The organism is Clostridioides sp. LIBA-7602 (genome assembly GCF_056688945.1).
Genome location: NZ_CP196991.1, coordinates 1,437,337 through 1,452,481, shown reverse-complemented (window position 1 = coordinate 1,452,481; position 15,145 = coordinate 1,437,337). Strand labels below are relative to the sequence as shown.

The 15,145-nt window shown below is 27.7% G+C and carries 14 protein-coding genes; 3 read left to right on the top strand and 11 right to left on the bottom strand.

The window, feature by feature from the left end:
- Position 1 precedes the first annotated feature (1 nt).
- From ACTG45_RS06965 to ACTG45_RS06945, 5 genes are all read right to left on the bottom strand, one after another.
- Entirely contained in the window at positions 2 to 709 is a 708-nt protein-coding gene (locus ACTG45_RS06965; protein WP_021384081.1) for a lantibiotic protection ABC transporter ATP-binding protein, read from the bottom strand.
- Positions 710 to 830: 121 nt separating this feature from the next.
- Complete coding sequence (locus ACTG45_RS06960) at positions 831 to 1,367, bottom strand: hypothetical protein (protein ID WP_021384093.1); 537 nt, start codon at positions 1,365 to 1,367, stop codon at positions 831 to 833.
- A gap of 101 nt (positions 1,368 to 1,468) precedes the next feature.
- The gene (locus ACTG45_RS06955) at positions 1,469 to 2,557 is read right to left on the bottom strand and encodes a DUF4097 family beta strand repeat-containing protein (RefSeq protein ID WP_021384078.1); all 1,089 of its coding nucleotides are present in this window, start codon (positions 2,555 to 2,557) and stop codon (positions 1,469 to 1,471) included.
- Entirely contained in the window at positions 2,550 to 3,476 is a 927-nt protein-coding gene (locus ACTG45_RS06950) for an HAAS signaling domain-containing protein (protein ID WP_044213103.1), read from the bottom strand. Before ACTG45_RS06950 ends, ACTG45_RS06955 begins: the two co-directional genes overlap by 8 nt.
- The gene (locus tag ACTG45_RS06945; RefSeq protein WP_009889116.1) at positions 3,463 to 3,795 is read right to left on the bottom strand and encodes a PadR family transcriptional regulator; all 333 of its coding nucleotides are present in this window, start codon (positions 3,793 to 3,795) and stop codon (positions 3,463 to 3,465) included. Before ACTG45_RS06945 ends, ACTG45_RS06950 begins: the two co-directional genes overlap by 14 nt.
- Positions 3,796 to 3,984: 189 nt before the next feature.
- On the opposite strand from ACTG45_RS06945, the gene ACTG45_RS06940 reads away from it, so the two are divergent.
- The gene (locus ACTG45_RS06940; RefSeq protein WP_021384094.1) at positions 3,985 to 5,115 is read left to right on the top strand and encodes an MGDG synthase family glycosyltransferase; all 1,131 of its coding nucleotides are present in this window, start codon (positions 3,985 to 3,987) and stop codon (positions 5,113 to 5,115) included.
- 132 nt (positions 5,116 to 5,247) lie between these two features.
- Here ACTG45_RS06940 and ACTG45_RS06935 read toward each other — a convergent pair whose 3' ends face one another.
- Entirely contained in the window at positions 5,248 to 7,146 is a 1,899-nt protein-coding gene (locus tag ACTG45_RS06935; RefSeq protein ID WP_479918427.1) for a type I glutamate--ammonia ligase, read from the bottom strand.
- 312 nt (positions 7,147 to 7,458) lie between these two features.
- Between ACTG45_RS06935 and ACTG45_RS06930 the strand changes: the two genes are divergently transcribed.
- The gene (locus ACTG45_RS06930; protein ID WP_021384090.1) at positions 7,459 to 8,235 is read left to right on the top strand and encodes a 3'-5' exonuclease; all 777 of its coding nucleotides are present in this window, start codon (positions 7,459 to 7,461) and stop codon (positions 8,233 to 8,235) included.
- A gap of 90 nt (positions 8,236 to 8,325) precedes the next feature.
- On the opposite strand, the gene ACTG45_RS06925 is transcribed toward ACTG45_RS06930, so the two are convergent.
- Positions 8,326 to 9,078, bottom strand: coding sequence for an exodeoxyribonuclease III (locus ACTG45_RS06925; RefSeq protein WP_021384096.1), 753 nt, complete (start codon positions 9,076 to 9,078; stop codon positions 8,326 to 8,328).
- Positions 9,079 to 9,200: 122 nt separating this feature from the next.
- Complete coding sequence (gene galT / locus ACTG45_RS06920) at positions 9,201 to 10,151, bottom strand: galactose-1-phosphate uridylyltransferase (RefSeq protein ID WP_479920048.1); 951 nt, start codon at positions 10,149 to 10,151, stop codon at positions 9,201 to 9,203.
- Between the two features lie 385 nt (positions 10,152 to 10,536).
- Here galT and ACTG45_RS06915 point away from each other — a divergent pair, with 385 nt between their 5' ends.
- Complete coding sequence (locus ACTG45_RS06915) at positions 10,537 to 11,733, top strand: pyridoxal phosphate-dependent aminotransferase (RefSeq protein ID WP_479920047.1); 1,197 nt, start codon at positions 10,537 to 10,539, stop codon at positions 11,731 to 11,733.
- Between the two features lie 82 nt (positions 11,734 to 11,815).
- On the opposite strand, the gene ACTG45_RS06910 is transcribed toward ACTG45_RS06915, so the two are convergent.
- The 3 genes from ACTG45_RS06910 to ACTG45_RS06900 form a co-directional block, all read right to left on the bottom strand.
- Positions 11,816 to 12,268, bottom strand: a complete 453-nt coding sequence (locus ACTG45_RS06910) for a MarR family winged helix-turn-helix transcriptional regulator (RefSeq protein ID WP_021384084.1) — start codon at positions 12,266 to 12,268, stop codon at positions 11,816 to 11,818.
- A 311-nt stretch (positions 12,269 to 12,579) separates the two neighbouring features.
- A complete protein-coding gene (gene purB / locus ACTG45_RS06905) occupies positions 12,580 to 14,025 on the bottom strand; it encodes an adenylosuccinate lyase (RefSeq protein ID WP_021384089.1) in 1,446 nt (481 codons plus the stop codon).
- A 143-nt stretch (positions 14,026 to 14,168) separates the two neighbouring features.
- Positions 14,169 to 15,077 carry a tyrosine-type recombinase/integrase gene (locus tag ACTG45_RS06900; RefSeq protein ID WP_479918423.1) on the bottom strand — a complete coding sequence of 303 codons (909 nt, stop codon included), beginning with the start codon at positions 15,075 to 15,077 and terminating at the stop codon, positions 14,169 to 14,171.
- Positions 15,078 to 15,145: the final 68 nt, after the last annotated feature.

Here is a 15,145-nt window from a genome sequence, read left to right as displayed (position 1 = left end):
ATTAATTTCCTCTCTTTCTATTTTCAGCTACTACTTTCATAAAGAGCTCTTCTAAGTTTTGCTCTTTTGATATCTTTCCTTGATAACCTATTACTCCATTAGAAATTATTCCTATTTCATCTACAACCTGTTCAACTTCAGATAAAATATGGCTTGATAAAATAACTGTAATTCCTTCCTTTGGAAAAGAACGAATCAATTCTCTAAGCTCTTCAATACCAATAGGGTCAAGACCATTTGTAGGCTCATCTAAGATTAAAAGTTTTGGGTGATTTAATAATGCAATAGCAATGCCAAGACGTTGCTTCATACCTAGAGAAAATTGACCTGAACGCTTTTTAAAAGTATCTCTTAAATCAACAATTTTTAATACTTCTTCAATACGAGAATCTGGTAGACCTAATAAAGTAGTATGAACTTTTAAATTTTCTCTTGCTGTTAAATTTTCATATATAGCAGGAGACTCAATAAGAGAACCAATATATGCTAAATCTTTTCTAGTCCATCTATGTCCCTCTAACATTATTTTTCCTGAAGTTGGATTTAAAATTCCAGTTATCATTTTTAATAAAGTAGACTTGCCAGCTCCATTTGGTCCTAATAACCCATAAATAGAATTAGGTCTAATTTTTATTGAAATATTATCAACTGCAACCTCATTCTTAAACTTTTTAGTAACTCCCCTTAACTCTAAAATATAATTACTCATGATTTTCATCCTTTCTTTTATTGAACTTGTTTACAAGAATCATTCTAAAACATAAATATAAGGATTTTATAAGGATTAAAAATTAATAAAAAAAATGATGTGTTTTTAAACACATCATTTTTTATATTAACTCTATTAATTTTCCATTATAGTATATTTCTACTTCTTCAATCCAGATACTATCATCTTCCTCTTGGATGACATTTTTTATAATATTGTTTATAGTGTATTTTATATTTTGTTCATTTAAATAATCGTCTTTCCAAGATACCCTACTTTTTTCATCTGGTTCTACTAAACTTATTTTAACGAGATTGTCTTTTTCCTTGACTTCCACTTCCATATCTAAGCCATTAAAATACTCATTTGATAATGTATCTAAGATTAATTGTAGTTTATCTTTAAGTGTACTTTCTTCATCAATCTGTAAGTATTTTACTATTTTCTCATCTTTTGAAATTATCTCTATAGGTATTTTAGTAGTAGTCTTAGGATTAATCATTTTACTAGTTGCTTCTTCTTTTACAACCTCATCCTTCTTCACAACTGCTGACTCTTTAGAGTCAACCAATTCAACTGTGCTGATGTTATAATCCATACATGCTGTACTCGATAAAGTAGTAGCAATTATTAAAAAACTTACTGCTATTTTATTCATAAGTATCCCTCTCCTAATTCTCTTTCGATACTTATTATACCATAGTATAGATTATATTTTTATACTTTTAAATCAATTTATCAATTATTATAGTAAATTATTTACAGTTCTAATCGATTTGAATTTATTTTTATAGTATATTCTTGTTCTAAATTCGACATATTTTTATTCAAAAGCCCTTTTATTTCTCTAATGTCTTTGTATTTGTTACTATGTCCTTCACCATGTTCATAATCAGACGAATCGTTACTATATTCTTCATCACTACTATACTCTTCATCATTATTGAATTCTTCGATTACTTCTTTTGACTTTATATCACAATTAAATTTATACTTATCCACTGGTAAATTAAGACTTACCTTAGAATTTGGAACTTGTATATTTAAATGCTTAGCAATTGGCAAATTAGAATATAAATTAAATTCATTATTATAATGTGAATTTCTACTTATTTTTTCATTTATATTTACATTTTCAGGTATATACTCTTCTATATTATTGATAAATACATCTTCATCTTCTGAAGATATGTCTAATGATTCTGATTCTATATTTACATTTTTGACACCTAAAATTGACTTTGTTGATAAGTCAATATTACTATTAGATATTAAATTCAAAGTTTCCAGTTTATTTACATTATTTTCTGTTATAGCTCTGCTAAAACCTCCATAAGAAGTTTTATATGTTATATTATTTGAAGCTACATTATCATATACGAATAAATATGAACTTATACTTGATGCATTTATATCTACATTATTTGGTACATATATTACAAGCTCTCTATAATCATGTGAAAACATATTATTTATAGATGTATTTAGTAATTGGTCGAAATTTTTAATCCTTTTAAGTTGATTTTCATATTTTCTTTCACCTTTTACAACTAAAGTTTTGTCTTTTAAAGTAACATTATACTTGTAAAATTCATTATTTCCTTTTGTTGTAACACGCACATCTTCACTCGCATGTTTCTTTATCGTAACATTTATATTGTCAACAGCTATATCCAACTTGTCAATATTTACTTTTTCTTGATAAAGTTTATTTTCTTTTTTAAATTCAGCTTCCTTTTCTAGCCCAAAGTTTATTAAGCTTGGCATAACTAAAATCCCTGACCAGGTTGTTCCAATTATACCTATTACCAATAAAACTGCAGCAAATATGGCAAGTTTCTTATTCATGTTTATCTTCTCCTTTCTTATCATCTATATCTTCAAGGTCCTTATACATCGCCTCAAAGTTTATATTATCATCATAGTCGTCAGTTTTTTTGATACTTTCTTCTTTTATATTATAATAGTCATCACTATATGAATCTTCATCAATATCTTTATCCAAGTCTTCTTCTCTTAAAATTTCTTTATTTCTTTTTTCCATCTTTTCATTTGCATTTATATAAATATTTTTTCTCTTTATCCAATTTATATAGCTACCTAGCAATTGTTTACCTAATTTTATAACAAACAGTAAAATTTGCCATGCAAGTATTTCAAGTCCTACAAATCCTATAGTCGCAAATATACAAAACATCGTAACATCTGGAACCATTGTTATAAACTTAATCACAAATGGAATTGATATAACAAAAGCAATCAATGTACATACCAATCCAATGGCAACAGATATAACTGCACATATAAATGCAAAAGCTGGAATAATCAAGAATAAAGATAATACTACTAATAACGCCTTTATAACTTGTCTAGATAAGCCTCCAACACTTTCCTCTATACTTGGTGTGAGTTTATCATTTATATTTTCCTTTGATTTATTGTACTTTTCTTTGGCTTCATCTTTTAAGATAGAATAACCTTTTTTCATATCTGATTTAAATTTACTAAATTTATCATTTAAAACATCAGTATTTATTATTTTTTCTTCCTCAGTATCTTTTTCTTTAGTCTGTAATATAAGTTCTCTTGCTATAGATTTTGGTGAACCAAGTGATGCTATTATCTCCATGTCACTCTTTCCCTCTATAATACCATCTACAAAATACTCTTCATAATCTCTCAATATATCATTAACTTCGCTCTCAGAAAAATCTTTTTTTAGATAATCCTTTAAAATTTCAAGAAACTCAGTTTTATTCAAGTTCATTACCTCCCTCATCTTCACTTATTAAAATCTCAACAGCCTTTACAAATTCTCTCCACTCTTCCATAAGATTGGATAAGTTTTCTTTTCCTAGTGAAGTTATTCTATAGTATTTTCTAGCAGGACCTTCATTAGATTCTAGTATATATGTTTCGAAATACAAATCTTTTGTAAGTCTTCTTAGAATAGGATATATTGTTCCTTCATTTACATCTATCACTTTAGAGATATTATGTACTATTTCATATCCGTACATATCTTTTTTAGATATTAGTGCAAGTACACAAATTTCTAAAACACCCTTTCTAAATTGTGTGTTCATATACTCCATCCTTTCTTTAAATACACAGTATTGTGTTTTACAAGGTACTATGTTAAAACTTCTTATATTTTCATAATAACACAGTACTATGTTTTACACAATAGTTATTTTTAAATATTCTTGTTGATTAAATTCTTCTATAAATGTATAATACTCTAATCAGATATATTTTATGAAAGTGGTGATAAATTGGCTAAAACAAAAGAAGATAAAACGATATTAATCTTAACTGCTCAATTTGGTGCTGGCCATATAAGTGCCGCAAAAGCAGTCAAAGAATGTATTATTGAAAAATATAGTAACTACAATGTTGTTATACAAAATTTTATAAATGCAAGTATCCCTATGATGAATAAGCCTATGGTAAAACTTTATGAAAACAATACAAAATATACTCCAGGATTATATAATTACTATTATTATTTTAAGAAATCGTTTGATTCAAGACATGATTTCTCTCATAAATTATATACACCTAAACTTTCTGAGTATATTTCTGATATAAATCCAGATTTAATTATCTCTACATTTCCACTAGCAGCAGCTTGTGTAAATAATTTTAAGATAAAAAATCCTGATATAAATATACCAACACTTACAGTTATAACAGATGTTGTAGATAGTATGGAGTGGGTTTTTGAAAACACAGATTTATATTTTGTTCCATCTCCTGAAATAAAAAACCGATTTTTTCAGAAGGGAATAAATCCAGACTCAATAAAGGTTACAGGTGTTCCTGTAGATAAGAGATTTCAAATTGAAAGTAAAGAGCTCTGTCATGATAAATATAGATTACTACTTCTTGGTGGAGGAAGAGGTCTATTCGATATAGATGAGGATTTTATGCATTGGATAGACGAATTTATTGAAGAACATATTGATTCTATAGAAATTACAATAGTTACAGGTAAAAACAAAAAATTATATGACACATTAACTTATAAAAAACCTTTAAAAAATATAAAAGTACTTGGATTTGTAAATGACATGTATAATCTGATAAAAGAATGTGACCTAATGTTAACTAAACCTGGAGGAGCAACCATATTTGAAGCTATTCAATCACAAACTCCAGTCCTTGTAAAAATGCCAAAGGTTGGACAAGAGATTGAAAATGCTAAATTTATAATAGATAAAGGTCTTGGAATGATTTATAGTGATGACTTAGACCTCAAGAATATATTTTATAAATTAGTCTCAAATGAATTTGATTCTATAATAAACTTTATGCAGAAAAATTTAGAAGAATTTAAAACAGTCATTCATCCAGATGAAATTGCTGATTATATCTCGGAATTGATAGATACTCATTACAATTAGTGTTCTATTACAAAACTTAAAATTATAAAACCAAAGGCAATCAAGTATGCTTTCGTATTTGAGATTTTACTCCAAATGACCTAATCATACTCGATTGCCTTTATAATATTAAAATCAAATTATTAATTTATCTTAGTAGATATTTTTCTTGTATTGCATATATAATTGTTGTATTTCTTCCATACTTCTCTTTAACTCTATTTGTAAATCAGAAGCAGTCTGATAATCTTTATTTTCTACAGCTTCTCTTACTCTAGTAAATAGAGACTCTCTAGTTAAAGTATCCTTCATAATGTTGAACTTCAAATCTGAAATTGAATTCCAAACCACTTCATCAAGTGCATCCATATTTTCTTTTGTGTGTATTTTTACAATGCTTCTTATCTTTTGTATTCCTGCTTCTATTATTCTAGTTTTTAATTTTTTTTGCCACTTATCTATTGCCCCAACCTTAAATGATTCTATTATACTATCAGTAAATACATCACCTTGTTTTAAAGATTTTAATTTTGAAGCATATATTTCTAAATTTTTCATATTCTCATAAACTGTAGCTGGTGGAATTCCAAATCTTGCATTTCTTTCTTCTAAGCTATAATGCTCAAATACATCATTTTCATCTCTATATGCTCTATCCTTTTCTAAATAGAAGCCTTCTTCACCTACATTTTTAGACAATTCTTTTTCAAGTTCTTTTGTGCTAAGACCACTCTTAGCTGCTGCTTTTATACCATCTAACATTGTTTGATAACATCCTGCTATTACTAAATACGTGTTAGATAGAGGACTTGGTGATCTTAATTCAAATCTTACAGTCTTTGGATTTTTCATATCTCTTATTAATCCAACAAGTACTGACCTATTTCTTGATGGAATCTCATAACTATGACCTAAAGATGTAACTATACATACAGGTGCCTCAAATCCAGGAACTAATCTATTAAATCCATCATTAGAAGCTGTTACAATTGGATTTAACACTTCATAATTATAAAGAAGTCCCATAAGAGCTCCATATCCTAATTCACTTAGATAGTCTTCTCTTAAATCTTTTGGAGCAAATAGGTTTTTGATACTTCCATCTTTTAGCCTTGCACTTACTCCTACATGTGTATGCCCACCACTTCCTGCAACTCCATGAATTGGTTTTGCTTTAAATGTAACTTCTAGTCCATGTGATGTAAATACATCTTCTATAACGTCTCTTACTAATAACTCATTATCTGCTGCTTGTAATGGTGTAGAAAACTTCCAAGAAACTTCTAGTTGCTCCATAGCATGGTTTGTTCTTCCATCTATACTAATAGAACTTTGTATCCCTCCAACCTCTTTATGAGCCATTTCAGGGCTTACACCTAGTTTTTGAAGTATTATTAAACTTTGCTCTAGGCAAGTTCTTATAATACCATGAGTTCTTTTCCAGTATTGCTCTTTTAGGCTTTGTGATACATATAATTTCTCTAGGTCTGCTTTATCCTCAGGAGTATTAACCCAAAACTCAAGCTCTGTAGCTGCTGTCAACATTATTTCTTCTATATCATCTATTGAATCTATTCCTATGTTATTTAGCACATGTGGGTATTCTTTAAATATCTCAAACATAGATTTTTTGAAATACTTATCTGCTTTTTGAAGTACTCCTCTTGAACATACTTTTTTATTATCATGTATTAAAAATGCAGGTATCTTTAATGTTCCAACAGGTAAACCAACTTCTTCGTCTATATATTCCATATTGTAATCTACATACCAATGACAACTTTTATCTGGCATTAAATCAACTTTTGCATTATTTAATGTCGCTATATTATAAAGTTCAACACTCGAACCATCAGTCTGTATAGCTGATTCTAAAAATTTATCTATATCTTCTAAAAATATTTCTACAGGAATCTTTTCGTCTGTTGCATTTCCTCCTAAGTCAACCCCCATTAATGAAACAAATCTTATATTTTTATTGTTTTTTAGGATTTCTCTTATTTCTTCATTAGTATGTTTATCTTTCTCTATTACATATAATAGACTATCCATTTTTTCACTCTCCCATAATTTTTATGTAAATTTTATTTTGTTAAATACAAGATAAAATTCATTTTTGCTTACATTTATGAATTTTTCTTGCAAAATATTCGTGTTTTATTCGTGTTTTTATTTATATTATTATATATCAAGTACAAAAAGTTCGCAATATTTTTTATTGGAAAAAATATTTTCCATACAATAGTTTAACATTTTTATAAATATGGGGTATACTAAAATAAAAGTATTTTTGTTTAAAAATTTAATTTGTCTTATAATATAATCTATAATAGCAATAATAATAAAATTTAGGAGATAAACTTTATGGAATACATAATTTTCGATTTGGAATTTAATCAAGGATTTGATAGAAAGCTTAACAAGACTATATCCAATGAAAAGTGTCCTTTTGAAATCATACAAATAGGAGCAATTAAATTGGATTCTAAATTTAATATAATAGATACATTTAATAGTTATGTGAAACCTACAATATACAAAGAAATACATCCTTTTATTAGTCGTATGACTAATATTAAAGATTCTGACTTTAATTGTTCACCTACTTTTCCTGAAGTTTACAACAATTTCACAGAATTTATATCATCGCAAGACCCTATATTATGCGTATGGGGCTCTGGAGATTTAAAGGAATTGTACAGGAATATTAATTACCATAAGTTAGCATCAAATACCTTACCTAAGTCTTATATTAATATTCAACAACATGCATCTAAATATTTCGATAATCCAGCAGGAAAAAGTATTGGATTACAAAATGCTATTTCCTTATTACAACTCGATGAAAAAATGTCTTATCACAATGCTTTAAATGATGCATATTATACTGCTAAGGTCTTTATTAAGATATACAATTCAAGTATAGTACCAGATATATATATGTATACAAACATCAGACCTAAAACTATAAAATATTCCAGTAAAAAGAAAATTGATTATGATAAGTTATTTGATGAATTTAAGAAAATTTTAAATCGTGAATTGACTAAGGACGAGAAAAAAATCATTAACTTAGCTTATAACATGGGAAAAACAAATCAATTTGCATTAGAAAATGCCACTCAAAGAAAAAACAAATAAAGCTTACTTAGGTTAAAAATAGGCATGTAGATTAAAATATAATTATTTTTAAATGTATATCTACAGCCCAATTTTTATCCTGATTAATCTTTATTTTATCTTTAATTCAACTGGACAATGGTCTGAACCTAATACTTCGGTGTGAATATCTGCACTTATCAATTTATCTTCTAATTTCTTAGATGCACAAAAATAATCGATTCTCCATCCTGCATTATTTTTTCTTGCATTAAATCTATATGACCACCAACTGTAGACACCTTCTTTATCAGGATTAAAGTATCTATATGTGTCTATAAATCCACTATCCAATAGTTTAGAGAATTTTTCTCTTTCTTCTTTCGTAAAACCTGCATTTTTCGTATTATTTTTAGGATTTTTTAAATCTATTTCAGTATGCGCAACATTCATATCTCCACATACAATTACAGGCTTATGATTGTCTAATTTAACTAAATAGTCTATGAAGTCATCTTCCCATCTAGTTCTATATTCTAATCTTTTCAACTCAGATTGAGAATTTGGTGTATATACAGTGATAAAATAAAAATCTTCAAACTCCAGAGTTATGACTCTACCTTCTTTGTCATGTTCTTCTATATTTATTCCATACATTACTTTTAAAGGCTCTTTTTTTGTAAATATAGCAGTACCTGAATACCCTTTTCTCTCAGCATAATTCCAGTATTGAAAATACCCTGGTAAATCTAACTCTATTTGTCCTTCTTGTAATTTAGTTTCTTGTAAGCAAAATATATCTGCATCAACTTCTTTGAAAAAGTCTAAAAATCCTTTCCCAACACAAGCTCTTATTCCATTGACATTCCATGATATAAATTTCATATTATACTCCTCATCTAAACAGTAAATTTCTTTTAATTTTTCATTTGTTTTTGTTTTAACAATTTAACACTATAACTTTATCTAAAAATTACTATTTACTTAATACCTTAAAAATATATATTTTAATCAATTTTTAATTTTTTTGCTAACTCTTCAGGGATTATTGAAGAAACATACATGTTTGTTCCAAGTTCAAATCCTCCAAAATTATATTTTCTTGGGATTATATGCATATGAACATTAAAATATGATTTTGTTTCAATATTTGTTGGATGAGTATGAACACATAAGTTAAATGGCATATATCCATTGATATTATATAGTTTTTTAAATAACTTTTCAAATATCATAGAGAGTTCTTTTACATTATTATCATTTAACTCATCAAATTTTATTTTATCTTTAAATATTACTCTTACTTCTCCGCTATATTTAGTTGCATATGGAATAAGTACTATAAAAGCTTCTCCATTATAAACAACTCTTGTATTTAAATTTATTTCATTTTCGATTAAATCATCATACAAAGAGCTATTATTACTATCATAATACTCTTTTGAAACTAGTAACTCATTTGTAATCTCAGGAGGAATAAAAGACATAGACAATATCTGAGCATGTGGATGCATTAAAGATGCACCAGCTTTTCTCAAGAAATTTTTAAAGATACTAACATACTCTACTCTGTCATCTTTCGACATTTCTCTAAACCTATCTCTATACATAAAAAAAACATCTTCAAATTCTTTTTGATTCATGTTATAAAAATTACTATTATGTTTATCACTCTCTATCATTACTTCATGAACACCATATACATCTCTTGCCACATCATCAATTATAGGAAATTTATTATAAATAGACTTCACAAGCCATCCTTCTTCACCCTCTATTTCAAATAATGTATCAGTTGCATAAGACTCATTTCCCTTACAAAATGGGCATCCTTCTTCATATCCATAGCTTTCTTCATCGTCATTTGGTATATCTGCTGTATCCAAAGGTCTTTTTAATCTATCAGTAGCAAATATAACAACATCATTAGTAATTGGATCTATTCTTAATTCTTTCATAATTAACACCTCTTAGTTAATAGCCTTTAATATAATTATATGATATTTATCGTATCTGTTAAATAAATTTATAATATTTTTTATAAATTTACATATTTATCATTATATATTTTTGTCTATAAGTAAAAGATTATAACAAAAATATTACTGCCAATATATCAAAGCATTATCTTACAATAAATCAATTTACTAATACATAATTTATTGGCATGGACATAGGTATTTCACTGTAATTTGTTAAAAGTTTATTTTAGAGCTATATTAATTTTTTTTGATGATTTTTACCTATAAGTATGTTATTATTATCTTGTAAAGATGTCTTGTATTCAAACATACAATTTACATAATACAATATACGTATTTAAATTAAATAGGGGGTATTAAAATGAATTATTCAAACAGAGTTAGTGCAATGCAGGCCTCTCCAATCAGAAAACTTGTTCCATTTGCACAAGCAGCAAAAGATAGAGGAATCAAAGTATATCACTTAAACATAGGACAACCAGACATAAAAACTCCTAAAGGGTTTTTTGATGCTGTTAAAAACTTTGATAGTGAAGTCTTAGAATATGCTACATCAGAAGGTATTCCAGAATTATTAGAAGCACTTCAAAATTACTATAAAACTTATGATATGAATTATGAAAAAGATGAATTGCTAGTAACTAATGGTGGTAGTGAGGCTTTACTTTTCACTATGATGGCAGTTTGTGACCCAGGGGATAATCTATTAGTTCCAGAGCCATTCTATACTAACTACAATGGATTTGGTCAATGTGTAAATGTAGAAGTTAATGCTGTTACAACAAAAGCAGAAAACGGTTTCCACCTTCCATCTAAAGAAGAAATAATGTCTAAAGTAGATGATAAAACTAAAGCTATAATTCTTTCTAATCCAGGAAATCCAACTGGTGCAATCTATACAAAAGAAGAACTTAATATCCTAGCTGAAATAGCTAAAGAAAAAGATTTATGGATAATAGCAGATGAAGTTTACAGAGAATTTGTTTATGATGGACTTGAGTACACTAGTTGTGGTAATTTAGAAGGTGTACAAGATAGAGTTATAATAATAGACAGTGTTTCTAAGAGATACAGTGCTTGTGGTGCTAGAATAGGTTCTATAGCTTGTAAAAATAAAGGTCTTATAGCTCAAATACTTAAATTATGTCAAGGAAGACTTTGTGTTCCTACATTAGAGCAAATAGGAGCTGTTGAATTATACAAAACTCCAGTTTCTTATTTCAAAGAAGTTAATGAAGAATACAAAAAAAGAAGAGATGTATTATACAATGAATTAATGAAAGTTGATGGTGTTATATGTAAAAAACCAACTGGTGCTTTCTATATAGTTGCTAAATTACCAGTTGAAAATGCAGAAGATTTCACAATCTGGATGTTAAAAGAATTCAACAAAAACAATGAAACAGTTATGGTTTGCCCTGCTGAAGGATTCTATGCTACTCCAGGTTTAGGACGTGACGAAATAAGATTGGCTTACATCCTAAATGAAACTGACCTTCATAGAGCTGCTACATTATTAAAAGAAGGTTTAGAGCAATATGTAGCTTTACACAAATAAATTCTTAAAATATTAATTTATATAAATTTAATGATATAAAATATCCCCTTTTCATATATTATTTGAAAAGGGGATATTTTTTCTATTTAAATTCTTCTTTATTTAATATATATTGAAGAGTATTTATTGCCTCTAAATACTTTTTTCTATCTTCTTCAGTCAATTTAGAAAGCTTTTCTCCTAGACCATCACTCAATTTATCCATAAAATCAGAAGCTATCTTGCCTCCTTCTTCAGTAATATCAATTAGATACTTTCTTCTATCAACTAAGTCTCTTTCTCTTGTTACATATTTCTTATCAGTTAAATCATCAACCATACTAGTTAAACTGCCTTTTTCTATATTTAACTTAGAGCATAAATCAGTCATGCTTATTACTCCATAGTTTTTTATAAATACTAATGCTCTTAATTGTGTTTTATTTACATTATAGTCTGGTGCAAATTTTTTTAGGTCTTCTAAGTATAGGCTCGAATAAATCTTAGGAAATGTTTTTACTAGAAAGCTTATGGTATCTTTTACTACGTAGTTCATACAATCACCTCGGTTGTTTTAAAATTTATTAAATTATCTAAATAACTTTATTTCAGTTTACATTAAAAATATTGCAAGTACAATAGTTTTTGCTGAATGTTTAAATTTAATTAGTAATCTTATTATTTTGTTTATTTTTATTTATATTATTCTTATTAAACACTATTTATATAGCTATTTTCTTTAATTCATGGTATAGTAAATAAGGAAGAACTCTTCATAGCGATGGAGAGCAGACGCTAGCCCATTAAAATGGCTATCTTATTTATAAATAAGATAGCCATTTTTAATTATATTTTATCTGTATACTTCTATACTCTCAAATCTACATCTATTTTTCCTAAATCTTCTTTATAATCTTTTATAGCTGGTTCTATAACTTCGTTTGCAAACTCTACAACCTGCTCTGGTGCTCTACCTATAAAGTTTTTTGGGTCCATTATAGACAATATTTCTTCTTTGCTCATTTTAAATGAATCATCATTAATTATAAGCTCAATTAGATTATTATCCTTACCTTCATGTTTAACCCTATATGCAGCTTTCATAGAATATTCTCTTATTATCTCATGTAATTCCTGTCTATCTCCACCTCTTTTTACAGCTTCCATAAGTATTGTTTCTGTAGCCATAAAGGGAAGTTCCTCATTTACGCGTTTATTTATCATATTCTCGTATACTACTAAACCATCAGTTACATTTATACCTATCTCAAGTATTGCATCTGCTGCCATAAAGGCTTGAGGTATAGCTAATCTCTTATTAGCTGAATCATCTAATGTTCTCTCTAGCCATTGAGTAGCTTGTACCATTGCAGGGCTTAAAGACTCAGAAATTATATATTTAGATAAAGATGCTATTCTCTCACTTCTCATTGGATTTCTCTTATAAGCCATTGCTGATGAACCTATTTGATTTTTTTCAAATGGCTCTTCTAATTCTTTTAAACTTTGTAAAAGTCTTATATCATTAGTCATCTTATGCATACTTTGAGCTATTCCTGACAATATACTTATCACTTGATAGTCTAATTTTCTAGTATATGTTTGCCCACTTACTGCATAAGAAGAATTATATCCCATCTTTTTACAGATTTTCTTATCTAACTCTTTTACTTTTTCATGGTCTCCTTCAAATAAGCTTAAAAAACTTGCTTGAGTACCAGTAGTTCCTTTAACTCCTCTTAATTTCATATTATCAATTCTATAGTTCAAATCTTCCAAATCAAGTATTAAGTCTTGAGCCCATAAACAAGCTCTTTTACCTACTGTTGTAAGCTGTGCTGCTTGAAAATGTGTAAATCCAAGAGCTGGCATGTCCTTATACTTAAGTGCAAATTCTTTTAAATTGTTTATTAAGTTGACAAGTTTTACTCTTAGAAGTTTTAACGCTTCATTCATTTGTATAACATCTGTATTGTCTCCAACATATGCAGATGTCGCTCCTAAATGTATTATTCCTTTTGCCTTTTCACATTGTAAACCATACGCTTTTACATGAGACATTACATCATGTCTTACTTCTTTTTCTATTTTTCTAGCTTCATCAAAATTTATATTATCTATATTAGCTCTTAGCTCATCTAATTGTTCTTCAGTTATATTTATTCCTAACTCATGCTCACCTTCTGCAAGAGCAACCCATAATCTTCTCCATGTAGAAAATTTAAACTGTGGAGAAAATATATAACTCATATCCTTGCTACAATATCTGTCTGTAAGTGGATTTGAATACGTAGTGTATTTATTATCTATCATTATATTAGCACCTTCCTTAAATCTTTTGTCATGTAATTAGTGTGTACATATTAGTACATAAATAATTATATATAATTTTACGAACTATAACAAGACTTTTTTATTTTTCGTTCATATTTACATATAATATTTTTTATTTATTACTATTTTTTATTTATGTCTAAATTATCTTTTTCAATTAAGTAATCCACTATCTCACTATCAACAAAGTTTAATACATATTTATATCTAATTGCATAGTATTTGTCACTCCAACCAAGTTGATTTTTTACATCACTCTCATCCGCCCCAAGTCTTAAACTTATTGCTGCAAATGAATGTCTAAAGTCTCTTGCTGAATATTGAGAAAGCCCTGCTAAATCTAAAGCTTTTTTGACTATAAGTCTGACATTTCTATCCGTTATAGAATTACTCTTTTGAGTTGTAAAAATAAAGTCATCACTAGGTATTATTACCTCTGGAAGTCCAGAATAATTCCTATAGTCTTCTAAAAGTTTAAAGAAGTATGGATGTAACTTAACTACTCTCTCTTTTCTTCCTTTACCTAGTCTCACGTACGAGTTATCGTTTTCATCTACCATAAGGTCTTTCCACTTCAAGCTAACTAATTCATTTAATAAACACCCAGTAGTAACTAGACAGACTATTATTACCCTATCTCTTATATTTAATTTTGGTAAAATACCTATAAGCTTATTTATTTCTTGTATGCTTAGGACATCATCTTTTGTTTTTATTCTTGTTACTGTTGGTTTCTCTACATATCTAAATTGATTTATATCTATGTATCCCTCTTTCTTTAAGAAGTTATAAAAACTATGTAAATAACTATATATCTTTTCACAAGTTGATTTTGCATATTTTGTCTGTATATAGTCTACAAAATTTTTACAATCTTCTTTTGTAACATAAATCAATTCTTTCCCTTTTAAGAACTCTTTAAACAGTATAACCTTTGATAAATAATCGTGTTTTGTGTTTGGGTTTAATTTTGTAGAAAAAACATTAAAGGTTTCGTACTCATAATCATCTAGTATTTTTGTGCTATACATAATAACTCCTTTCCTTCTCATAAAATAAAATGGTTATACTTTTACTATACCATATATTTCCCCTTCAA